The sequence below is a fragment of the Olivibacter domesticus genome (genome assembly GCF_900109575.1).
Classification (GTDB): domain Bacteria; phylum Bacteroidota; class Bacteroidia; order Sphingobacteriales; family Sphingobacteriaceae; genus Olivibacter; species Olivibacter domesticus.
The window spans coordinates 48,553-72,137 of record NZ_FOAF01000015.1; the positions used below are offsets into that span (position 1 = coordinate 48,553).

General features: G+C 37.0%; 15 protein-coding genes. 4 read left to right on the forward strand and 11 right to left on the reverse strand.

What is annotated here, in order from left to right:
- Window positions 1-2 precede the first annotated feature (2 nt).
- The 5 genes from BMY50_RS26790 to BMY50_RS26810 are packed head-to-tail and all read right to left on the reverse strand — an operon-like array spanning window position 3 to window position 10,151.
- The gene (locus tag BMY50_RS26790) at window positions 3-2,342 is read right to left on the reverse strand and encodes a hypothetical protein (protein ID WP_093332669.1); all 2,340 of its coding nucleotides are present in this window, start codon (window positions 2,340-2,342) and stop codon (window positions 3-5) included.
- Window positions 2,343-2,358: 16 nt separating this feature from the next.
- Window positions 2,359-5,988, reverse strand: coding sequence for a metallophosphoesterase (locus tag BMY50_RS26795; RefSeq protein WP_093332672.1), 3,630 nt, complete (start codon window positions 5,986-5,988; stop codon window positions 2,359-2,361).
- Window positions 5,989-6,013: 25 nt separating this feature from the next.
- On the reverse strand, window positions 6,014-6,874 hold the full coding sequence (locus BMY50_RS26800) for an SdiA-regulated domain-containing protein (RefSeq protein ID WP_093332675.1): 861 nt from the start codon (window positions 6,872-6,874) through the stop codon (window positions 6,014-6,016).
- Between the two features lie 6 nt (window positions 6,875-6,880).
- Window positions 6,881-8,932 carry a polyphosphate kinase 1 gene (ppk1, locus tag BMY50_RS26805; RefSeq protein WP_093332678.1) on the reverse strand — a complete coding sequence of 684 codons (2,052 nt, stop codon included), beginning with the start codon at window positions 8,930-8,932 and terminating at the stop codon, window positions 6,881-6,883.
- 7 nt (window positions 8,933-8,939) lie between these two features.
- Complete coding sequence (locus BMY50_RS26810) at window positions 8,940-10,151, reverse strand: Pycsar system effector family protein (RefSeq protein ID WP_093332681.1); 1,212 nt, start codon at window positions 10,149-10,151, stop codon at window positions 8,940-8,942.
- A 251-nt stretch (window positions 10,152-10,402) separates the two neighbouring features.
- Here BMY50_RS26810 and BMY50_RS26815 point away from each other — a divergent pair, with 251 nt between their 5' ends.
- The gene (locus tag BMY50_RS26815) at window positions 10,403-10,930 is read left to right on the forward strand and encodes a DinB family protein (protein ID WP_093332769.1); all 528 of its coding nucleotides are present in this window, start codon (window positions 10,403-10,405) and stop codon (window positions 10,928-10,930) included.
- A 127-nt stretch (window positions 10,931-11,057) separates the two neighbouring features.
- Here BMY50_RS26815 and BMY50_RS26820 read toward each other — a convergent pair whose 3' ends face one another.
- Together BMY50_RS26820 and BMY50_RS26825 are read right to left on the reverse strand one after the other, a co-directional pair.
- Window positions 11,058-12,011 carry an EamA family transporter gene (locus tag BMY50_RS26820; protein ID WP_093332683.1) on the reverse strand — a complete coding sequence of 318 codons (954 nt, stop codon included), beginning with the start codon at window positions 12,009-12,011 and terminating at the stop codon, window positions 11,058-11,060.
- Window positions 12,001-12,486: an Lrp/AsnC family transcriptional regulator gene (locus BMY50_RS26825; RefSeq protein WP_093332686.1), complete on the reverse strand. Its 486-nt coding sequence runs from the start codon at window positions 12,484-12,486 to the stop codon at window positions 12,001-12,003. Before BMY50_RS26825 ends, BMY50_RS26820 begins: the two co-directional genes overlap by 11 nt.
- A gap of 284 nt (window positions 12,487-12,770) precedes the next feature.
- On the opposite strand from BMY50_RS26825, the gene BMY50_RS26830 reads away from it, so the two are divergent.
- Window positions 12,771-13,715, forward strand: coding sequence for an isoaspartyl peptidase/L-asparaginase family protein (locus tag BMY50_RS26830; RefSeq protein ID WP_238383902.1), 945 nt, complete (start codon window positions 12,771-12,773; stop codon window positions 13,713-13,715).
- Window positions 13,716-13,737: 22 nt separating this feature from the next.
- Here the strand turns inward: BMY50_RS26830 and BMY50_RS26835 are convergent, their stop codons facing one another.
- From BMY50_RS26835 to BMY50_RS26845, 3 genes are all read right to left on the reverse strand, one after another.
- The gene (locus tag BMY50_RS26835) at window positions 13,738-14,292 is read right to left on the reverse strand and encodes an acyl-CoA thioesterase (protein ID WP_093332692.1); all 555 of its coding nucleotides are present in this window, start codon (window positions 14,290-14,292) and stop codon (window positions 13,738-13,740) included.
- Window positions 14,293-14,302: 10 nt separating this feature from the next.
- Window positions 14,303-14,827 carry a YceI family protein gene (locus BMY50_RS26840; protein ID WP_093332695.1) on the reverse strand — a complete coding sequence of 175 codons (525 nt, stop codon included), beginning with the start codon at window positions 14,825-14,827 and terminating at the stop codon, window positions 14,303-14,305.
- 70 nt (window positions 14,828-14,897) lie between these two features.
- Window positions 14,898-15,494: a short chain dehydrogenase gene (locus tag BMY50_RS26845; RefSeq protein ID WP_093332698.1), complete on the reverse strand. Its 597-nt coding sequence runs from the start codon at window positions 15,492-15,494 to the stop codon at window positions 14,898-14,900.
- 99 nt (window positions 15,495-15,593) lie between these two features.
- Between BMY50_RS26845 and BMY50_RS26850 the strand changes: the two genes are divergently transcribed.
- Window positions 15,594-18,971 (forward strand): DEAD/DEAH box helicase, encoded by a 3,378-nt coding sequence (locus BMY50_RS26850; RefSeq protein WP_093332701.1) that lies wholly within the window; start codon window positions 15,594-15,596, stop codon window positions 18,969-18,971.
- A 37-nt stretch (window positions 18,972-19,008) separates the two neighbouring features.
- Here BMY50_RS26850 and BMY50_RS28015 read toward each other — a convergent pair whose 3' ends face one another.
- Complete coding sequence (locus tag BMY50_RS28015; RefSeq protein WP_139202342.1) at window positions 19,009-19,578, reverse strand: hypothetical protein; 570 nt, start codon at window positions 19,576-19,578, stop codon at window positions 19,009-19,011.
- Between the two features lie 1,381 nt (window positions 19,579-20,959).
- Between BMY50_RS28015 and BMY50_RS26865 the strand changes: the two genes are divergently transcribed.
- Window positions 20,960-23,380, forward strand: a complete 2,421-nt coding sequence (locus BMY50_RS26865; RefSeq protein ID WP_162276686.1) for a TonB-dependent receptor domain-containing protein — start codon at window positions 20,960-20,962, stop codon at window positions 23,378-23,380.
- The last annotated feature ends 205 nt before the right edge of the window (window positions 23,381-23,585 follow it).

Consider the following 23,585-nt stretch of genomic DNA (forward strand, 5'->3'; position numbering starts at 1 on the left):
TACTAAAGCTTCACACCTATTCTAATGGCCTTCAAACCACTTACGCCTTGTAATTCTTCCAATTCTACTTCTTCCATATCTTCTAGTAAAATATCTTTATTTTGCAGATAGGTAATATAACTTAGATATTCCCGTATTTCCCTAGCGTCGCTATATACTAAGGCTATTTTTCCAGGCTGCGTTAAGCGTTCAAGCGAATCTTTTAAGTGAACTTTGTCTATTCGCTTTTTGATAATATGGTACCGTATATTGTAAGCTCCTTCTACATCGAACCGCCTTTCATCCACTCTAAAACTAATATCAATATCATTCCCATTAATGAAAATTAGCTGCGTCGTTTCAAGCGGTGTTTCCATCTGGTGGATGAGGTTATGCGTAATCTTAGCGATAGCAGCCATCGATGAAATTTGCCATAATCGCACATTTTTTAAATAAAGATTATCAAATGGCTTTTTTGGGGCGATGGATTGGCCTATATAAATATCATATTCAATCCCGTCCGTTCTAAATTTTTCGAAATAACAAGGATAGGATTGTTGTATTTCTTCATTCAGCAATTCCAAATAACCATTGATAGCACTGTTAATAGTTGCAATAGATGATTCTAATGCTCTCCTTCGTTCATGGGTGGAGCCTGTTTCCGGCAGTGTTTCATCTTCATAATTTTGGATAGTTTTTGCCAATTGGTGGTTACTACTTTTGAAATGTTGAAGTAGCATGTAAGCTTCCTTTTCCATGAAGTCTCTTACTTTCATCTGTACACTGTCAATTGGCTCCCTATCTAATTTTTCCATCCACTTATTGCAATTAAAGATCATCTCATCTAACAAAGCTATGTTGTAGAAACTCTTTATCTCATGAAGTACATGTTGCAGTAAATTTAATTGCGTTTTATAATCGGCAATAAGTGCTGTATTACGTTCAATGGTTGAATTGCGTATATCAATAGCTCCATACAGCGGAAATACATTTTTAAATTGTATATTATCTATAGCGGGTTTAGGCTTGTTAGGAACTATATTTTTTAAATACTCATAAGCTGTTTCATTAAATTTCCATTGCACAGCAGGTTGCAGCGATGTAAACTTTTCTTTAATAACATCTTCTATTTTAGTGCTGAACCTATTGGCCTGATCATATAGTAATTGGGCAAGTAACGGCGATACTTTTTGAAGTTTGGCTAGAGCAACTTTATCGAATGTATAACCATTCTCTGTATAAACTTCCAAAAGACCGGTAACATCACTGTTATAATAGAGCGGAATACATACATAAGAGGTAACGCCCAAATCTGATAAATCATTGAGAAATTTAAAAGAGCTGTCTCCAACTTCTACCCCAATATTATAAACGATAATTTGGGGGTTTGATAAATAGGATTCTGAGATATTTGCCTCTGCGCAATTTTTGGTTTTCTTCTTTAATAGGTTGGGTAAAATGCTGCCATGTATGTATACCTGATCTAAAATAGGTTTTTCATTGAGACTTAAAATAGGAGAGAGGCCAAATTTAATATGCTGGTTTCCTGTTAAAATTTGCAGGGATTCTTCCAATATTGAATAGTGGTTTTGAATATCATCATCCGTATTTTTACTCACAATATTGCGAATATTTTGAATGACGCGATCGGTGGTAATTTCCTTTAGGGAAATAATCGAAAAGCCTTTAAACTTAAATTCCTTAAGGGGAAGCATTTCCCGAAGAATTTTCCAATCGAAGGGCTGAACTTTTTGCTGCTTCAGCTTTTTATAATCCATTGGTGGTAGCTCAGCTCTTGGAACGATTTCAACGAAATCATTATTTATTTCAATGGCGTAATACTTTGGTAACCCTGTTTGGAGATCTTCGCCTGAATATATTATTTCTTCACCGTCAAATGCTGGGAAGTCATAGAATCGCTCTAGTATCAGGGCATATATGGTTTGTTCTTCTAGATCTTGATGATTATTTTTTTCTTGACCTTTAGGGAAACTATCTTTACAAAACGCCTGATTAAGTAACTGATAGAAACTGTTTGTCCCATAGTAGATTTTTCCTCCTAAAGGAGCAGCCAGCGCCCATAAACTTTCTTTTTCATCAATTAGTGGCGGTACCAGTAAATTGTATGTATAAAAAAGAGCATTCGAATATTGACTTAAATTGCTTTCAGACAATGATCCGAAAGTATTCTTGGCTGTTGAAAGTTTTTCCAATATAAATGTAAACATTTCGCGCTTCGCCTCCTCTACCTCTCCTGTCATCCGTTCTACATGTGCGATGAAGTGATCTAAGGATAGTTCAATATCTAAATCATCGAGTATAGAATTTTTAATTTCCGATATGTTAATTACCTGTGTATGCATGATGATTGTAATGCAATTAAAAACGAAACCCCATAGTAAAGTATGGATACCACCCTTCTCTTGAATGACCAAATACAAACTGCAGCAAGGCAATGCGGGCAGGAGCATAATAAAACCCTCCTCCTGTTCCCTGATGTATACGCTCGCTGTTAAGTCCTTCTGCCCACACCTTACCAATGTCGTAAAAGCCAATAATACCTAATTGACCGGGTACGATATAGCTGCCTATTTGAGCTAATTTAATTCTGGCTTCAAAATTATTAAAAAATAACTGTTCACCGGCAAATCGATATTGTCGATAACCCCATAAATTTTCTTGGCCACCAAGAAATAATGCCTGATAAAACGTGGTTTTCCCAAAAGTTGCTCCACCACCTATTCGATTAGCAATAACAATAGCCTTTTGGAAGAAACTTTTATAAACAGCCATTTCAACCTTTGCTTGTAAAAAGGATTTTGAAAAACTGTTTAGACCTTTATATCCATTAACGTCAAAGCGGAAATATCCACCATCAGTTGTTAATAGTGCGCTGTTACGACTATCTTTTATAAATCGTGCATAAATACCCGCGAATGTTTTGTCCTTTGCGATCGTTAAGCTATCATAGGTATGAAGTTGGCTTGTATTGTTGATGAAGCGCCCTTCATTATCATCCGAGTCATAATAGTAAAGCTGAAAGGCAGGACCAATACTTAAGGTAGCATTTTCAGAAGGTGTCCATTGCAATGCACTTTGTACCTCATAGAGGTTGAATCGAGCTCTATAGTACCGTACATTATGCTGGTCTTTGTCATATACAGAAGTATTGCCCAGGCCGAAAAAGTTCTGCGTGTTATTCGGAGCATTTATATGAACGTCCAAACGTAAGTCGGCTTTACCTATCAATTCTTTCCAAAGCCCATGATACCTCACTTTTACCGCGCCGGTAGCAAAAGCACCGGATACGAGTAGTTGCTGCCTATTGGTAAACGGCGTCTTTCGGAAGCCTCGTTGATGGGTGTATCTAAAACCCCCGCCAACCATCAAACCGTCGTCGGCATTATAACCAAGGGTAACTAATGGCATCCAAACATTATATAAATTTACAGGTACAAAGGCTGTATTGGCGCTATCATTAGATAAATGTCTGCGTAACTTCTCCGTATGTCCAGAAAAAGAAGTTCTACTAGCAACATCATATAATTTAATATTGTTAGCTGCTGTGTCAATATGATAATCTTTTGACCCTTGGCCCCCTATAATACGAAGTTTAATTTTGGATTGGCTATTGTTTATGTGCACGCTGTCGTCCCCTCCTCCCAAATAAATACGTATTTCTTCCGTGAGGTCAGGATCATAGACCTTCTCCATCAACTTTTTTGTTACCTCACCTTCTTTATTGATTTTGCGTACGCTTACTTTTAGCGCATCTCGAGATTCATCCGTTACTTCTACCCTTTCATGTTTATCGCTTAATTTAATATCTATAATATTGTTTATAAATCGATAATAGGTATCCATTGCTTCAGGGATGGCATCTCGTCGTTGCTTTAGTTTTTCAAATAAAGCATCGTGTCTTATCTTATAAGAAGAAGAAGGTAGTCGTCTTAAGCTCTCTTCCAATACGCTATCTGTTATGTCTTTAACAAATTCGTCGACCATCTTCATCCATTCCTTATGGCTAAATTGAGCTTTAGGATGGGCATTTAAAAAGTCCGACTTAAAGAGTGAATAATCCACATGTTTAATAGTCGAAGAGAAGCCTTGCAAGGTAGGAAGGACCCAGCTTTTGGAAGCAATACCTGGAAAAAAACCATCTGTTACGCGAAAAGCCTGGTCACGATCACGCGGTATAGGTAAATAATCTTTATCTCCTTCTTTGCCTTCATCTTTCCATCTCCATTGATCTTCATGCCGATCCCAATCTCCAATCAATAAATCTAACATTCTTGCACGTAAGAATGTCTTAGCTTTGTAGGTATCATCATTATCATGATTCAATTTACTAAGCATTTTGGGTGTATTATCCGAATCTCCAAGCGGTTCCCGCTCTTCGACGAGGCATAAAGTGTTGGCAAAAATCTTATTAAATACGCCAAGAGCGGTGTCTGGAGCAATAATGCCTATTATTGGATTGGTATGTGGTATACCTACAGCATCAGCGAGTGGAGGAACCATAAGTGCACTATAGGGGTGTTGCGCGCTATTCGCATCGTCAAGAAAGTCGCGTGCAAAGGTTTGTTGCAGTTCTGCTGGCAACAATGCATCCGTATTCTTATTAACACTTCGAATGACCCACTGCTTCCCCTTTTTATCTTCCAGTCGCAGTGACACCGTTTGCATACCACCACCACGTTTTAAAGGGGTTAGTCCGCCCTCAAAAGATGAAATCCGAATAATAGGAACTTCTGTTTCAGCTGCCCATTCTTTTCTATAATTTTCTCCGAAAAGCTTTCGATGGAAATTTCCAACTTTATCGTATGTAGGATTCGCCTGCGTATAAATGCTATCTTCCTGTGAAAGAGCTGCTGGGAGCGAGTCAATCAGCGTTGCTGACGAATTATAGGGTTTAACGTATGAAAATGCTTCTTGTAAATGGTTGTTCTCATAGGTGTAAAAGGTTATTCGTATATTTTTATTTAATAATTCGTCTACAGCTACAAAACCAGGTTTTGCGGCTTTGAATAACGAATTTTTACTTTTTTTGATAGGTGTTGTTTTAGCTCCAGCTCCACTTATAATTTGTAGCGTATGTTGATAATTTATAAGTTGAAGCCCATGTTCATGGCCTCCAATAAATAGGATATTTGGGAACTCTTCAAATGCCTGACTGATTTTAGCAATCATTTGTTGATAAGCGGGATGATGCAGGTCTTCAGGATTTAAGAATACAGTTGAACGTAAAACAGGATATAGTGACCCTATTAAGGGTAATGGCACGAAAAGATTTTTATTAAGATTGGTCAGTGGGAAAATATGATCTTTCCAAGAATAATAACCTCCGTGTACTCCATATGAGCGAAAAGGATGGTGGGCGGCCAGTAAAATCATTTTATCCCTGTTTTTGTACAAGAGCTCTTCCATCCGTTCCTCTACCTCTTGGGTTGATTCGCAATCACAGGTAATGCCTGCGCTTAATTTTTTATACGGAAAGAGCCACCACTCACTATCATAAACAATCATCACCACATTTTCAGAAACCTGTATTTCAATGGGGTCAGGGCAACCATTGTCGGGTACCATCTTCAATAGGGAATCCTGAAAAGTTTTTATAAAAGCTGATTGGGCTCTTATTTTTTCTAAACCCTTTTTACCCGAATGATCCCAGTCGTGATTTCCGGGAATGAAGTATACTGGAGCACCTTTTGCTCGCATAGGTTCAAACTGTGTACGTAAGATATTTTGATCGTGCTTTATGGTTTGATCGCCCGTTAGCGCCATACCGTTTGGATAAATATTGTCACCTAAAAAAACAACATTTGTTTTGTTTGGAATTATATAGCGTGCGGCGTTGGAAAGTATATCTTCTTGCTGGCTATTAATCTCTCCGGCGTCTCCTATGAAAATAGTGCGGCTTTTAATAGAATCAATGTTTTGCGCTCGTAAGTTAGTAAAGCTCCAACATAGAGAAAAGAGCAATGCAAAATGAGCGAGATGCGGTTTCATGATTATAAGTTAAAATTAACTAATCCTACTTTTTGTTTTCATCAAAGCTAAATTTCAGAAGCGTAGCGTTACCAGTTGGATCTCCTGCTTCATTACTGATATAGAGATTGCCAGCTTTATCAAAAGCAATTCCTTCAGGTTGGTTAAATAATTTAGGATCTAAAGGATAAGCCGCTTTTATTTGCCACTGCGGGTCCGTTACGACCAGTACGCTGTTAACAGAAGATAGAATAAACCATTCATTTGTTTTTAAATTCTTTGTTAAAGCAGAAGGTCTAAAAGCCTTTCCTTTTAGATCGTGCTTTTTACTGATCGCGTCGTTATCAATGGTAAAGGTGCTGCCGTTGTTACGGACGTTTCCTGCTGCAATTTTAAGAATATATCCAGTGGTTTTGGATGTTTTTTTATCAATATTACATTGCTTACATAGTACATATAATAGGCTATCCTGATCCGTTGCGGCAAGGCCTTCATATTCACCTTTAGGTAATAAATCTTTCCAGTGCTTTGCTTCAACGGTCTCTTGTTTTATACTCGATAGGGGAAAAGTGAATAAGGACCCATCACTTCTTAGCATAACTACAAAGTTGTTGGTAACGGCAAGATCTTCGTAATCTCCCTTTTTACCAAAAACTACAGATTGCTGAGTATTGTCCCCCGGCTTAAAGTAGAACAATTTACCTTCTTCATCCTGCTGGGCGAACAAAAGGTCTGGATTCCCTTTTTCGAAAGTGATGCCAGATATTTCCTGCAGATCTTCTGACAGCGTAAATTTTTCTGGGTTGCTGAAATCGTAACCATTCGGTGCGTCATATGACTTTTCTTTTTTTTGTGCGCACGCAAAGCAGGTAAACAGGGCTATATATAAGGTAAATAAAAGTTTCATACTATGCTATGTTATATTTGGTGATATACTATGTTTATTTTGAACAAGTTGATGGATTGCCAATTGCGAACGTATATAATTGCTCGGCTGGATATGAATATTGTTCATGTTTTCATCCAAATGAACGGCTGCTATGTCATCCATAAGTTGAAGTTGGACAATCTGTTTTATCTCTTCTTTTAATATTGTATTATAAATGGGAAAACATACTTCAATCCGTCGGTAAATATTTCTGTTCATCCAGTCAGATGAGCCTAAAAACACCTTTTCGTCACCACGGTTGTGAAAGATAAAGATACGTCCATGTTCTAGAAACCGGTCAACTATACGGGAGACCTCTATATTGGTACTGAGACCGGGAATGCCAGGTTTAAGCCTGCAAATGCTTCTAACAATGATCTTGATTTTTACACCAAGCTTACTTGCGTCATATAATTTTTGGATCAATACCTCCTCTTCCAGATTATTCAATTTCAATATGATCGCTGCCGCGTGCCCTTGTTGTGCTGATTTAATTTCATTTTCAATTAAATCAATAAAGGTGGGCAATAAGTTAAATTGAGCAACCAGTAGGTGGTCAAAAATTATCGCAGGGCGTTTCAATAAAGGAACTTTGTTCTGTAGATAGGTGAATAAGACATCCAATTCCTTTGTTATATTAATATGGGAAGTCAACAAAGTATGATCTGTATAAGTTTTGGCGGTATGTTCATTTAAATTTCCAGTAGAAAGTAAAGCGACATGTTTAGCATTTTCCTGCTTAAACTTTATTAAAGCGATCTTCGCATGTACCTTTAGCGTTGGGAGACTGTAAATAATTTGTATCCCGGCATCTTTCATTCTTTTTGCCCACTTAATGTTGTTGGCTTCATCAAAACGAGCCTTCAATTCAACCAGTACAGCTACTTTCTTTCCATTTTTTGCTGCGTTAATAAGCGCATACATGATACGTGAATCAGCTGCAACCCTATACATAGTAGTATAGATTTCTGCCACATGGGGATTAATAACGCCTTCGTTAAAAAATCGCAAAACTGTATTGTAAGAATCATAGGGTGTATGCAATAATACATCTTTCTTAAGTACCTCTTCAAATAGTGTATGGAAGCTAGGAACGAATTGATTTGGTATAAATGGGGGATACTTCCACTCCTCACGATCAACAGGAAACTTAAAAAAATCACTTAAATTATGATAAAAGCCTCCAGCCATATGACTTGAATGCTCTATCTGTAAGGTTTTGATAAGCATATTAAGCGTGTCTTCGGGAATATCCGGTTGGTACAGGAATCGAGTAGCCATTCCATAGTCCCGAAGACTTATTAATTTCTCAATTTCCTCCGCAATATCTCCTGTATATTCATCTTGTAAGTCGATCTCAGCATCTCTAGTTACCTTGAACGTATAGGCTCCAACAAGTTCATCGGTAAAAATATGAGTGAGATGCTGCTTGAGAATATCTTCTAGAAACACAATATACTGGATGTTGTTCTCTGAGATAGTAAAAAACCTAGAAATTATATCAGAAGGGATGTTAATAATAGCCAGTGGGGAATTAGTTGTATTTTGCAGTCTTACAGCTAAATAAAGTTGGTTGTTTTTCGGGAAAAATGATGCTTCATTGGGGTATACAATTTCTAAATAAGAGGCTAGCACGTTAAAGAAAAATTCTTTAGTTTGTTGCACAATCACAGGAGGAATACATTCGTTATATATTAATTGGACATTGCTATGCCTAAGTGCTGGCACAATACGCTGTTGGATAATAGCCCCAAACTGCCCAAGTTGCTGTTCAATTACTTTCTTTGCTTTTTTTAGTATTCCCTTCTTTATGGGTAGGTTGTTCAGGGTGTTCTTTTTCTTGATTTCCTTTAAGGCCATCAATACGGGAATCCGTACCCTGTAAAATTCATCCAAATTGGATGAATATATAGCTAAAAATTTTATTCTTTCAAGCAAAGGAATCTCTTCATTTGCAGCTTCTTCAAGTACTCTTGCGTTGAAAGATAGCCAGCTGAGATCTCTACTGAAAAAACTTTTTTTGTCTTTAGTTATCATGTTGTTTTTAGCTAAAACCAAGGATAACAGCAGTAAAAGTTAATACTGAAATTATCAATCCAAACATAAAAATATTGTAAGCTATTCGCAGTAACCTGTATTTTCTACCTAATACTACTCCTTGAGAATAGACATCTTTTATAAGCGTACCATAAAGATAATCGCGATCTTCCATTACGGCCTGCATCCCTTCATTATAATCCTTCAGATTCATTCTGTAAAAATTGCCAAAAAATAAAAGGTTTACTTTTTTCCCCTTTAAATCATCGGCCGAATAAGTGCCACTAGGAATATTTGGCCTTGTGGCTAAGATGGCAACAATCATAGTTGATAAGCTCACTGCCAACAGAACAAAAGTAGGAATGACAAGATGTTCATTACTGTCTAATTTTCGTAATAGCAAGGCAATAATGACAGAAAGGATGATAGAATTAACGGTTATTAAAATATTAGATTTATTATCTGCCATATCACTTAGTCGTTGATTATTGGTAGATGTCACTCTGAACATAGTTTCTATCCCTCGTTCGGGCCGTTTATCTTTGTCCTTATTCTTATCTTTTTTGGAAACATGTTCTTGGTCTTTAGCGGAAATGTCTATATTCACTTCGCCGTTTTCATCAATACTTTTTTTCTTTTTTAAAGTGCTGAGATTTTCGGCTTTCTTGTCTGTCAAGAACAGCTTAGCATAACTTGTATGGTAGTGATGCCTTTCCATAAGATCGATCGTTCCTTTACGCCAATCACTTTTTTCAATCGTTTTCCCTAAGCAAATCCCAGCTTCTTTTCGCATAAGTTTATTCCTTTCTGAGAAACCATCACTACCCAAATGAAATAGATCTGCATCGCAGACAATTTCTTCTAACAGGTTTTTAGGTTGCTGAGGCATGTGGGTTGCGAAAATGCAATTTTTAATGGCTTGGATAAGCTCTATATCCGTGTTTTTCTCTAATAGGAAATTTTCAGCTATTTCGGCGCTTCGTAATTCGTGGCCCTCTTTTGGGCCGGTATAGTAACCTACATCATGAAAATAGGCCGCTATTAAAACAATAAAATTATCTTTTTCCGTGAGTTGATAATAGGAGCTCATTTTCTTTGTTGCATCTACCACTTGGAGGATATGCTCCATGTTGTGGAAGCATAAGTTAGCGCTCTTATGACCTTTAATATAGTTATCTACCCAGCTTGAAGCATCTTGAATAATAGTCTGATAGTCCATTTCGTCTTGTTTGACATTTATAAACAAACTTAATTAAATTGCGGTTATAATACAATGGACATCAAAAGCATTTAAAATAACTTGCTAAGAGGGGCTTAATAGAGAATTATCTACTACCTTGTCATTGTGTGTGCTTGACTGAATTGAAGGTGATTTTTAAATAATTTGAGTTGAAATCAAAATAAGATATTAGTGCTGACATACTGTTGTCACTGCGTGCATGTTTCTTTGTATTATAAAATTCGATGATTATGGTACAAGAAACAACAATTTTTGAAATGGAGTCTGTAGGACTTAATAATTTAGTGAAAAATTATGCGGACTATAATTTGTGGACAAACCTTACATTAATTAATTGGTTAAAAACTAAACCAAATCAACTTTTAGAGAAAGAGGTTTCTTCTAGTTTTCCCAGTATCCTGTTAACACTTCATCATATGCACAAAACGCAGGGATATTGGTTTTCTATTGTAAATAAGAAAAATGATTTTGACGAAACCGAATACCCGACTGATTTGCAGGGGGTGTTAGCTGGAATAATGGAACAATCTGCACAAATTGCTGATTTCGTAACGGCGATGACGACAACCGAATTGTTGGAGCAGATACCCGTCGAAAGCCCTTGGTTCAAATGCGAGCTTTCTGTCTTCGAATATATTATGCAATTTGTAAACCATAACACGTATCATCGTGGCCAAATTGTAACTATTGGACGTAATTTAGGCTTTGTTGATGCGCCTATGACAGATTACAATTTTTATAATATAATGGGGAAGTAGAGTAAAGTGGATGAAAGTCGTTCTCCTTGTTACGTTGACATAAGTGCGGTAATTGTACCGCACTTATGTCAAAAATTTATCCGATTATGGATAACAAAGCGTTTGAAGGTGACCGGTTTTGACCTCATCATTCTGGACAAAATGGTTCGACTTGCTTACTTTTTCTGCTTTTTACCAAATTTATCAGTGCCACCCCGCATAGAATAATAGTTAAGCCAACTATTTGGATGATGGTGATGGATTCATGCGCGAATGTACTACCTAAAAAAAGAGCAACTAAGGGGTTTACATATGCATGGGTACTTACCTCTGTTGCCGGGCGCACTTTTAATAACCAAATGTAGCTGGTAAAAGCTAAGATAGAGCCAAAAATTATTAGATAAGTAATAGCAATCCAAGACAAGCTGGGTGTTGCGTGTAGATTAAATCGCTGCGTGTCCCCATTGGTAAATGCAGCTATCCAAAATAGAAATCCTGCTATAAGCATTTGCCACGCCGCGCTGGCAAAGGTGACACCCTTTGGTGAATCGCTGTATTTTGAATAGACAGACCCTGACGCCCAAGAAAGGGTTCCTAATATTAATAAACACATCCCGATCGCTTTGTTGGAATTTCCAGTTTCTTGCAAGGATAGAATAAGCTGCTCGCTAAAAAGCATGATCACTCCAACAAAACCAATTAAAACCCCGAGAACCGTGTTCCAGTTTTTAAAATTAGTTTTCCACATCTTTTTATCCAATAACAATATCCATATGGCGGTAGAAGCGGCCACTATAGCAATAAGGCTACTGGGGAGATATTGTTGTGCTTTCATCACTAAACCCATATCTATGAAAAGTAGTAGAATGCCGGTTACGGCAGATGTCTTGATGAGTTGCTTATTCCATATCGGTTCTTTCATCCTATGACACCAAATCAACAGCAAAGCGCCGGCAATGGTAAAACGGATAGCGCCTAACAAAAAGGGGGTGAAACCCGTTAAAGCTATATGGATAAAAAAATATGTAGAACCCCAAACTAGGTAGATTAACAGATAAGCTATTATAATAGCAACTGTTGAAGTGTTTTTATTACTTGTCATCTTGTGTCTCTCTTTGTATTACAATGTGTTGGTTTTCTTTGACGGTTTCCAACACGATTGTAGTTCTGGTAGATATTATATTGGGTATATCGCGGAACGCTGTGCGCATTAACTGCATGAGCTCGTTAGAACTCGCAACGCGAATTTTTACCAAATAACAATCTTCCCCCGTTATATGGTGCACTTCCTGTACGGCTTCTATGGCTGCGAGTAATCTATCTGTTTCGTCACAACCTAAACCATCAGCTACCTTTATAAAGATAAATGCCAATAAATTTTGATTAACTGCCTCCGGATTAACGCGTGCTGTGTATTGAATAAGGACGCCTTTTTGTTCTAATTTTTTTACACGTTCTAAGACGCCAGAAGGTGCCATTCCTAATTCCCTGGATAAATCAGCATTACTCATTCTAGAATTTTTTTGTAAATGGTCTAGAATCTCCAAATCTATTCTATCTAATGTTACTGAATCCATGCTAAACGTAATTGTTGTTAATGGTGCAAAGATACTAAAAGGCTTTATTTGTGTGAATAATGTTCGGTGAAATATTGTTATTTTTGAATAATATTCGCAATACATGTTCTTGTATTGTGAAATGAACAAGACTTGGTTTACCGCTCATTTTCGCAATTAATATTATATTTACGTGAAAATGCTTTTTAATGATACGATCTAGATTTGTTTTTAATAGTTGTTTATTGTTCTTCTGTTTAATCGGATTATGCTACGGGCAAACTCCTTCACATAAAAGATATGTTATGGTCATTCACGGAGGAGCGGGTACTATCGAAAGGAATAGCATGAGTGTTAATAAGGAAAAGGAATATAAAGAGACATTGACCAAAGCGCTAAAGACAGGATATTCAATGCTTGAAAAAGGAAATGACGCGTTGAGTGCCGTAGAGGAAACTATAAAGGTACTCGAAGATTCGCCACTATTTAATGCGGGGAAAGGAGCTGTGTTTACCCATGAAGGTAAAAACGAGTTAGACGCTGCCATTATGGATGGCAAGAGTTTACAAGCGGGTGCTGTAGCGGGTATTACTACTGTGCGTAACCCTATTAGCGCTGCTCGTGCAGTTATGGAAAAGTCAGCCCATGTCCTGCTTGCAGGACATGGTGCGGAAGCGTTCGCCAGACAGGTAGGACTGACAATGGTTGATCCAAAATATTTTTATACGCAAGACCGATGGGAGGCATTACAAAAGGCAATTAAAGAGGATTCATTGCTATCTTTGAAGAAAAATAAGTCAGCATTGAAGACATTAGGTGGTGGGCAGAAAGATGCTAAATTTGGAACGGTTGGATGTGTTGCCTTGGATAAAGGAAACAACCTTGCGGCAGGTACCTCCACGGGAGGAATGACAAATAAAAAATACGGTAGAATTGGTGATTCGCCTATCATTGGAGCGGGTACCTATGCTAATAACGAAACAGTTGCTGTGTCTTGTACGGGTTGGGGAGAGTTTTATATTAGAAATGTTGTTGCTTATGATATCGCAGCATTAATGAATTACAAAAATCTTTCTGTAGATGATGCTGCAAGAACCGCTCTTGAGAAAGTTGCCAAGGGAGGTGGAAGTGGCGGCTTAATTGCCCTAGATAAAAATGGCAACATGGCAATGCCTTTTAATACTTCCGGGATGTATAGAGGAACTGTCACCGAAGATGGACACATTGAAGTCGAAATTTACAAGGATTGATCTTAGATCTTGAATTACCTTACTAAGGTTGCTTTAAAATACATCTTTCTTTTTTTAGCACCGCTAAGAAATCCTCGTTCTTAAAAGACGATTTAATTCTTTCACCTTCCTGCTTATAATAACGATTTAATTCTTTTCTGTGCATGGCGGTAATGAAACGCTGTATCTCTGTTTCATTTTCAAGAACAAGGCCTGGCACCTGAACCGGCTTATGGCTGTTTTCATCCAATGCTACCATAGAAAAGTAACTTGAATTGGTATGTTTAACCGCACGTGTTTTTACGTTCTCTGCAAGTACTTTTATACCTACTACTAATGAAGAATTTCCTACATAATTTACAGAGGCGAGTAGGGAAATTATTTCGCCTACCTCAACCGAAGCCCTAAAGTCAACATTATCTATAGAGGCCGTAACACAATAGGTTTCAGCATGCTTTGCCGCACATACATAGGCAACTTTATCCATTAACGATAAGATGACTCCCCCGTGTATCTTCCCTCCAAAGTTAGAATAGGAAGGAATCATTAACTCTGTCATGATGGTTTGAGATTCGGCAACGGTTTTATAATTCTCCATTTATATATTGTTATATTTTGATCAGTTGTACATTACCTATAATTTTTACTTCTTCTGAGACAACAAGGCCGCCGGCTTCCATTAAGGGGTTATAGATGAGCCCAAAATCCTTTCGGCTAATTTTTCCTGTAACTCGAAAACCTGCTTTATATTGCTCTTTGCTTTCAATTGCGCCACCAAAAATTACTTTAAGTTCTACTTCTCGAGCGATTTGTTTAATGGTAAGTATACCCTTTAATAAAAATTCATTTTTTCGCTGAGGATTCAGCGACATGGATTCAAATGTAATTATAGGAAATTTTTCAATATCAAAAAAAGCGTCTGATTTTAGATGGTTGTCACGGTATTCTTCATTTGTGTAAACACTGTTTGTTTCGATCTCGACAGATACTTTGCCCCCTTCAAATTCATTTATCTTTTCAGTAGAAACTGTTCCGTCGAATTTCGTGAATAAGCCGGTAACAGTTGATATAAGCATATGCTTTACCTTGAAATGGATTTCGGAATGTTTAGTGTCAATTTTCCAATTAACCATATTATTTGATTTTAAAAGTCTAAAATTGCTTTAACAAGAATAAAAAGGTCATTTATTTATATCGAGAGGGTTAATAAGCTCTTATAATCTGACCATTGAGTGCCCCAACTACACTCTTATAATACGCGGCGGTAACAATCTCCATTTTTACTGGTATATGGCCTGGAAAGGCATCAAACAATTCAGGAGAATCTTCCACAACACCCGGGCTTACCGCATTAATACGTACATCGTTCTTTAATTCTATTGACGCAGATTTCACAAATGAGTTTATAGCGCCATTTACCGTACTAAGCGCAGTGCCGGCAAGTATAGGATCTTCTGAAAGGATACCAGAAGTTAATGTAAAAGATCCTGTCGGGTTAATATAGCGTTGACCAATTAATACCAGGTTAACTTGTCCCATTAATTTATTAAGCAGACCGATCTTAAAATCGGTTCCTTGCATTTCATGCAGTGGTTTGAAGGCCGCTTTGCCGGTAGTGCTTATTAAAGCATCAAAAGGTCCTATCGTTTGAAAAAGCGTCGCTATTGATTCTTCAGAAGTTATATCTACTTGATAATCGCCTTTGGTTGCACCAACCCTTATCACCTCATGTTTTTTACTCAATAGGGCTGTTACATGTTTACCTATGGTGCCGGTAGCACCAACAATAACTATCTTCATAAGTTTATTAAAAAATTAATTGAAAAATAATTGCCTAATGATAGCTTTGCTGAAAATAGTAAATATTTTCTCATTAAATAGACATATTAATGTTATAAAATGGAACATGCAGAAAATAAGGTTGATTTTAACAGTCCTACTTACATCATTGAAAATTTTTCACCTTTACAGCTCTCGGCTTTACTTCTATGGAAACACGCTGGAGCACAGCTGCAATTGGATGAAGGTGTACAGATAAAACCATTTTTACTTGATATAGCAAAGGGCGCGTTTACTTTATTTAACCTAAATATGGCATCTGCTGTTGTCAAGATATGGCTTCAAGAGCATAAAATGATGTTTCATTGCGACTGTAATGAGAACAAATTAAGATTATGCAGTCATCAGGCGCTTGTTTTACATAAAATAATAACCGATGAAGAAATTAGGATATTTTACGATGATCTTTTGCGCATAGAAAAATTTAGGAAAGTTGCGAAGGACTACGGGATGGAGCAAGAAAACGATATAGCCGACTTTTTTACCTTAACATATCATAATGAGAAGCTTACTGTCACGCCGAAATCGCCTTACTTGCTTAATGTAACACCTGACAACATAGAGCGGTTAAAAGTAGATCTTTTAGTAGGCAAGCACCAGGCCTTTAAGACCGTTGAATTTGATCTTCAGATCGAGAGAATTGTACTTGTTCAGCACCATAGATACTATAAACACCTGATATTAAATATATGTGAGGTGCAGATAGGTCTCAATGGCAAACTTAAGAACCCTATTGTCCCAATAGAATTGCTATCATTATCGTGGAAGGAGAAAAATGCGGAGAGATTAAAATTTATGGTTGCCTTAATGCGCTTTCAACAAGTTACCGCTGCTGAACAGATGGAGGAAGATTTACAGGCGCTTAAAATTGTTATGGCTAATCCATTAAATCTAGCGTTTTACTATCAGCCTGATAACAACAAACAGTTAACCACCAAGAATCTTATAAAGATTAGACCACAGATTCTTGGTGCCGACAACATAAAAATTGTTGTGTTACAGAATGAACATTTTTATGAAATAAATTTTTATTTAGCGTTAGCTGGTAGGTCATATCAGCTGGACGAGACATTCTTTCCTTTCAATTATTTTATCTTGTTAGGAGATGTACTTTATCTTATTTCAGATATTCAGATTTTTAAAATTATTCAATTCTTTAGAAAGGCGAAAGGAAAGCTGATGGTTCATCAGTCGAAATATAACCTTATAAAGGAAGAAATATTAGATAAGGTAAATGATCGCTTGTTGATCGAATATGTTTACGTTTCTCAGAGGCCGGAGGAGGCTTCTAATTTATTGGATAACACTTGGCCCGAGAAAATAATCTATTTATCGGAGTTTGGAGATTACATCGTTATAGATCCTGTAATGAGGTATGGAGACGTAGAAATCTCTATTCGCACTAAACGGCAGGTTTTTAATACTGACGGCAAAGGGAGGCCTTTTTTAATAAAGAGAAACGAGTCGCTCGAATTGACGTTCATGTCTCACATCATTCGGCAGCACCCTTATTTTGAAGAGCAGCTGGAAGACGATCTGCTTTATTTCTATCTACACAAGAATAGGTTTTTCGATGGTGAATGGTTTTTGGAGGTCTTTGAGCAATGGCAAGATGAGCAAATTACTGTGCTAGGCTATAATGGACTTTCTGGGAGCAAAAGGAATCCTCACAAAGCAACTATATCTATTGAGGTAACAAGTGGCCTAAATTGGTTTAACACGGAAATCAATGTGCGATTTGGTAATAAAAAGGCCCGTCTCAAAGAGCTGAATAAAGCAGTAAAAAATAGAGCTCATTACGTTTTATTAGATGATGGTACCTACGGTGTTTTTCCGGCAGAGTGGTTAGAGAAATTCGAACAGCTTTTTAATTCTGGAGAAAGGGTTGATGAACTACTGCGTACGCCGAAAGTTAATTTTCAAGATATAATTGCACTTTATGATGAAAAAATGTTGAGTCAGGAGGTGCGCAAAGAATTAAGTGTCTACAAATGTTGGGCGGCCTATGAGATAGCATCCGTTGCACTTCCTAAAACATTAATAGGGACACTTAGGAAATACCAAACAGAAGGATATTTTTGGTTGCATAGCCTCGCTAAACTGGGTTTAGGTGGGTGTTTGGCTGACGATATGGGTTTAGGCAAGTCTGTGCAAGTAATCGCCTTTATTCTTTCTAAACGAGAAAAGACTGCGCGAAAAGAGTTAACGCTAATCGTTGTGCCTAACTCACTCCTTTTTAACTGGTGTCAGGAAATACAAAAGTTTGCTCCATCACTTCTCACTACTATTTTACATGGAACTAGGAGAACCAATGATGAAGCGAAGTTAAAACAAGTTGATATTGTGCTCACTTCATACGGTACAATGGTGTCTGATATTGATTTTTTGAAAAAAATTGCTTTTAATTATGTCTTTTTGGATGAGTCGCAAAACATAAAAAATCCTTCATCACAGCGATACCGAGCGGCCTGCATGTTAATGGCCGATATGAGAGTTGCCATAACAGGCACCCCTATAGAAAATAATACGATTGATTTGTTTAGTCAGCTCTCATTTGCCTGTCCAGGGCTGCTTGGGAGTAAGCAGTATTTTAAGGATGTTTATTCAACGCCAATTGACAAATTTGGTGTCAATAAACGTTTACAGGAGCTGCAAAATAAAATCAGGCCATTTATATTAAGGCGCACCAAAAAGGAGGTTGGGAATGATCTTCCCGAAAAAATGGAAATGGTGGTTTATTGTGAAATGGACGAGGAGCAAAGAAAAATTTACGCGCTGTATGAACGTGAATTCCGCGAATATATTTCTGCTCAAACAGAGGAAGAAATAACGAATAAAAGTGCAGTTGTTTTAAAAGGACTGACCCGTTTAAGACAGATCTGTAATTCGCCCATATTACTAAAGGATAAAAGATGGGATGCATCTAAATCAGCAAAAATGGAGTGGCTTCTGGAAGAGATCGAAGGGCGGTCGGGCCAGCATAAGCTGCTGATTTTTTCACAATATGTACAGATGCTTGAACTGATAGAAGAAGAGCTAAATATGCGTAAACTGCATTATGCTAAGCTCACAGGGAGTACAAAAGATCGTGCAAGCGAAGTTGAGAAATTTAAGCATGAAAAACATGTTCGAATATTTTTAATCAGTTTGAAGGCAGGTGGGGTAGGCCTAAATTTAATTGAAGCAGATTATGTTTATATAATTGACCCTTGGTGGAACCCCGCAGTTGAAAATCAGGCAATAGATAGATGTTATCGCATAGGTCAAAAGAAAAATGTTATTGCTGTAAGATTGATTTGCAAAGATACAATAGAAGAGAAGATCGTTCAGCTGAAGCAGACAAAAAATGATCTGATCGAAAAGATTATAATGCCGGAGGGAATGGCGAAAAAAGTTTTTTCAAAAGATGCACTTTTAAACCTGTTGAAAAATAAATAGTGTTCCAGAAAAAATGCTGGAACACTATTTATTTTTTCTAAAAAGGAGGGAGCTGAAAATTTATGCTAACACTTGTACTGCGAGGGTAACTATGTACATATTCCTCGTAGTAATATTCAGGATGTCTTTCCAGTGGAACATCCGCCATTACTTGAATTCTCGCTCTACCTAAATCTACACTTGCTAAGAAAGCTGGCACGTTGCGCGAAAATATCCAGCGATTGCTTGACCAGTATACGTAGCCCCCTCTGTGTGGATCATAAAACGTGCAATAGTCGCGGAAATAAACATGTTGTCTTGCACGGTAGCGATGCGCACGGGCCCATTTAGGATATCCGTAATATTCATCCCTGTGGCGCCTGTTATAATATTTCGCTTGCTTGTTATAATATTTATGGCGTTTCTTGTAATAATCTCGCTCATGCCTGTTATAACCCCTGTCATGTCTGTTATAATCTCTATTTCTATAGTGTCTACGATCGTCGTCGTCATCATATCGTTTACTATGTCCATGTCCGTGGCCACGACCATGCTGCGCTAATACTTCCGAATAATTGAAAATACCGAGAAGTATTAATGTTAGGGTGATAAATTTTACAGTCTTCATATTTTGTGTTTTGTATATTTTCTTGGAATGCGTTTGTAAAGAAAGGTTTAATTATTAGCCAAAAATCCTTGGGAGGAATGGACGCTAATTGAAAATATTTCAGCCATAAATAGTCGTCTTCCATCGATAGGGTACTGTAAAATTTAATATCCAAGGTGGTGTATTCCATGCGCTAATAATTATTGCTATTATATTTCTAGGGGAGAATAACGAGCGTTGCCACTTATTATTATAGATTTATGGGAAATCAGATCGAATTGATTGTTTTTTGTAGTAATATGTGCAAATATTTCATCTGTCTTAATTTTTTAACAAGCAAAATAGAAGCTATACGGATAGATTTTGTTTGCTATTTTTTTTAGTATTAGTGTGCGGAAGGAATGTATGGGATGAAAAAACATGCTTAAAAAGTTTCAATGGTCTATTACTGCATTTATTTCCGTTGAAAATTTTGCAATGCTAATCATGTTTGTTTTTTAAGTAATTGTTTATCAGCTATTTGCTTATTCCTTATTAGCTCATTATTTACAGCGTTTAATTAATGGTGTCCAAGTGTCTCCTTTCAAGGTTGTTTTCCACGCGCAAATGATTGTAAAAACTATAATTTAACCATTTTTTTTAATTTAATAATCAATAAATCAATAGTATATGTTTGATATATGATGTTTTTGTTAATGCTAAAAATGCGGTCTTTTTTGCAGATTTGAGCCAGTATTGATAAACGAATAAAAGCTAAGAAATAGGATGTACTGACAGCTTGTCAGTGTAGGGGTGCGCATGATTTCTCCACTTCTTTTGTCAAATTAGATCCCTTAATTCAGCAAAATTATCAGCTTTGAAATAAATAAAATTTTTTGAAAATATGATTGAATTTTATAATGAATTATCTTGGAAATTTACGAATACCAAGACAAAAAAAGCTAGAAAAGCATAACGCTCAAATTGTACAAGAATTTTTAACGAAGATTAAGTAGGCATTATAAAAAGAAAAAACCCCACCTTGGGAAGTGGGGCTGAAACCTAAGTTTCAAATCAACCTAAACCTGTCTACACAATAGCATATTCCATGCCAAATATTAACCTAGGATTTTAATTTTATTTAAATACTTGAAATTCTGTGGTTAATAAAAAAATATAATAAACATTATATTTGCCGAAATCAATTCCTTATCGAATGCAATTTGTAAGGGTTCCCTTTTTGTACAATTCTGTCTACAATCTGATACAGTATGCTGTTTTGCTTTGTTGGAGTAACTAATAAGTTACTGCCTTATTCTAAAAAAACACGATCAGTTTGTAACATTTGCAGGGTAAAAAAGACTAAATCAGAAAGAATTTATATCAGATGTGGAAAAACAAACAAATAATACTATGTCTTCTAATGTTTCCTTTGAGTTTATATGTAGCACGCGCTCAGCAGGTAGGTGGGGGGAGTATAAAAGGCGTCGTAATAGACTCACTAACGAATAAACCAATTGATTTTGCAACGATAACTCTTTTTAAAAGCGGCACAACACAGTCGGTAAACGGTGCACTGGCTAGCGAAGGAGGGGCTTTTAACTTAACAAAAGTTTCCGCAGGAAATTATAAATTAATTATAAGTGCTATGGGGTATCAGGCAAAAACGATAGACCCCCTGGTTACTTCTGAAGAAAAGCCTCTAACAGATTTATCAAATATTCCTTTATCACCTTCTTCTACTCAATTACAGGCGGTAGAGGTAACAGGTCAAGTTCCAATAGTCGAAAACAAGGTCGACCGCTTAGTATATAACGCGGAACAAGATGTAACGGTTGCTGGAGGTAATGCAGCAGATGTTTTACGTAAGGTTCCATTGCTGTCGGTAGACATGGATGGAAATGTAGCATTAAGAGGAGATAAGAATGTGCGCATTTTTATTAATGGCAAGCCATCAGGCGCCATGACAAATAATGTTGCAGATGCTTTGCGGATGATCCCGGCAGATCAAATTAAGAATGTTGAAGTTATTACTAGCCCATCTGCTAAATATGATGCTGAAGGGACTTCCGGAATTATAAATATCGTAACCAAGAAAAGGGATGTCGTAGGTGTAAGTGGCTCTATATCCGGCGGTTTTGGAACGCGACAGAATAATTTCAACGGAAATGTAAATATGCGAAAAGGAAAGGTTGGTGTAACGGTTAACGCTGGAGCGATGTGGGGATGGCCGGTTACAACCCATATTACCTCTTTTCGGAATACATTGGATAATCAACCAATTTTTTCACAAAGCAGTGCCAGTACTACCAAAAGAGGCGGCGGTAGAGGTAATATTGCCTTAGATTATGATATCGATGATAAAAATCTTATTACATCGTCCTTCAATTTGAATCGGTTTAGCATGGGTATAGATGGGGATATGACATCAATTTATGGTGGAACCAACCAAGTTTTTAGCAATTCAGATAATCAAATGAAATTTGGTGGTTTTGATTGGAGCGCAGATTACACCCATAAATTCGATAAAAAGGGACAGGAACTAACCATTGCCGGTCAGTATTCCAGAAATAAGAATAATACAGATTATACCACCATTTATCAACAAACAGGTTTCAGGCCAAGCGAAATGGGTTTTAATGATGGAATCAACAATGAACTTACTTTTCAGGTAGATTATACACATCCTTTTAAAAAGGCAGTCCTTGAAATAGGCGCTAAAGCAATTCTTCGAGATATCTCTTCTGATATTGTCGTAGACACGATGCTCCAAGATGGTTCCTACATCAATCATGCGCAACGATCGTACGCCTTTGGTTATGAACAGAACGTAGGTGCGGGATATGCGACTATTAGCGTGCCGTTTGCTAAAAATTATGAGATGAAGGCGGGCGCACGTTATGAATACACCATGCTCGATGGAGATGCGGTAGGAAGTTTTCCAGCCTTTAATAACGACTATCACAATTTCTTGCCAAGCGTAGTGGTATCACGCAAATTAGGCAAAACATCTAATCTCAAAATAAGTTACAATCAACGTATCCAAAGGCCAAGTTTGTTTTACTTAAATCCATTTAGAAATGAAGCCGACCCGGTGAACCAACGTCAGGGAAATCCAGAGCTGGATCCAGAGCTTTCACACAATATAGAACTAGGCTATTCAACAATGATTAAAAGTACCATCTTAAATGCCTCGTTGTATTATAGGTTAACGAACGACGTGATTGAGTCCATCTATACTAAAATTGGTGATGCCGAGCAGCCGGTCATTCTACAAAGTTTTGAGAATATAGGCCAGAATAAATCGTACGGTACAAATTTATTTGTCTCGGTTAATCCAATAAAAATACTAACGTTAAGAGGAAATGTAAATTTATATACCTATGATATCAATTTACAGAATGTAAGTGGCGATTTAAGTTCTCAAGCGGATAAAGTGTATTTTATGTACGAAGCATTTCTAAGCGGCACAGTAAATCTAAAGGGCGGATTCACAGCCGAAACATTTATGATTTTAAATGCGCCAAGAAGAACATTTCAAGGGTATAATCCGTCGTTTAATATGTGGAGTATAGGTATGAAAAAAGAAATTCTCAATAAACAGGCTACTATTGGATTTAATATGTTAGATCCATTTAATAAAGTGAAAAACTTTAGATCAAAAGTCCAAACAGTTGGTGAATTACAGGAATCCAATTTCGCTGTCCCTTTCCGTTCTTTTGGTATCACCTTCAGCTGGAAATTCGGAAAGATGAATTACAATGCTAAACCACGTAAAGATCGAGGTATTCAGAATGATGATCAAAAAGCCGGTGAAAGTGGGCAAGGCCAGCCTATACAATAATCAGCATTTTACAAATAAAGGAAGCCGTTCTCATCATAAATGAGAACGGCTTCCTTTTATCCGAATAAATTGTAACAAAATAAATTAAAAGCGATCGAATATTAGTATTTTGTACGGTTTTAGGAAATTTATTTCGTCAAGCGTACATTTCGTGGACAAGCTATCCTAATTACGGAAGAGATACCGCATTTGGTGAAAGTATAAA

Excerpts from the sequence above, each read along its gene's own strand:
- BMY50_RS26790 (WP_093332669.1), bottom strand. The coding sequence starts at position 2,342 with ATGCATACACAGGTAATTAACATATCGGAAATTAAAAATTCTATACTC.
- BMY50_RS26795 (WP_093332672.1), bottom strand. The coding sequence starts at position 5,988 with ATGAAACCGCATCTCGCTCATTTTGCATTGCTCTTTTCTCTATGTTGG.
- BMY50_RS26800 (WP_093332675.1), bottom strand. The coding sequence starts at position 6,874 with ATGAAACTTTTATTTACCTTATATATAGCCCTGTTTACCTGCTTTGCG.
- ppk1 (WP_093332678.1), bottom strand. The coding sequence starts at position 8,932 with ATGATAACTAAAGACAAAAAAAGTTTTTTCAGTAGAGATCTCAGCTGG.
- BMY50_RS26810 (WP_093332681.1), bottom strand. The coding sequence starts at position 10,151 with ATGGACTATCAGACTATTATTCAAGATGCTTCAAGCTGGGTAGATAAC.
- BMY50_RS26815 (WP_093332769.1), top strand. The coding sequence starts at position 10,403 with ATGGTACAAGAAACAACAATTTTTGAAATGGAGTCTGTAGGACTTAAT.
- BMY50_RS26820 (WP_093332683.1), bottom strand. The coding sequence starts at position 12,011 with ATGACAAGTAATAAAAACACTTCAACAGTTGCTATTATAATAGCTTAT.
- BMY50_RS26825 (WP_093332686.1), bottom strand. The coding sequence starts at position 12,486 with ATGGATTCAGTAACATTAGATAGAATAGATTTGGAGATTCTAGACCAT.
- BMY50_RS26830 (WP_238383902.1), top strand. The coding sequence starts at position 12,771 with ATGGTCATTCACGGAGGAGCGGGTACTATCGAAAGGAATAGCATGAGT.
- BMY50_RS26835 (WP_093332692.1), bottom strand. The coding sequence starts at position 14,292 with ATGGAGAATTATAAAACCGTTGCCGAATCTCAAACCATCATGACAGAG.
- BMY50_RS26840 (WP_093332695.1), bottom strand. The coding sequence starts at position 14,827 with ATGGTTAATTGGAAAATTGACACTAAACATTCCGAAATCCATTTCAAG.
- BMY50_RS26845 (WP_093332698.1), bottom strand. The coding sequence starts at position 15,494 with ATGAAGATAGTTATTGTTGGTGCTACCGGCACCATAGGTAAACATGTA.
- BMY50_RS26850 (WP_093332701.1), top strand. The coding sequence starts at position 15,594 with ATGGAACATGCAGAAAATAAGGTTGATTTTAACAGTCCTACTTACATC.
- BMY50_RS28015 (WP_139202342.1), bottom strand. The coding sequence starts at position 19,578 with ATGAAGACTGTAAAATTTATCACCCTAACATTAATACTTCTCGGTATT.
- BMY50_RS26865 (WP_162276686.1), top strand. The coding sequence starts at position 20,960 with ATGTTTCCTTTGAGTTTATATGTAGCACGCGCTCAGCAGGTAGGTGGG.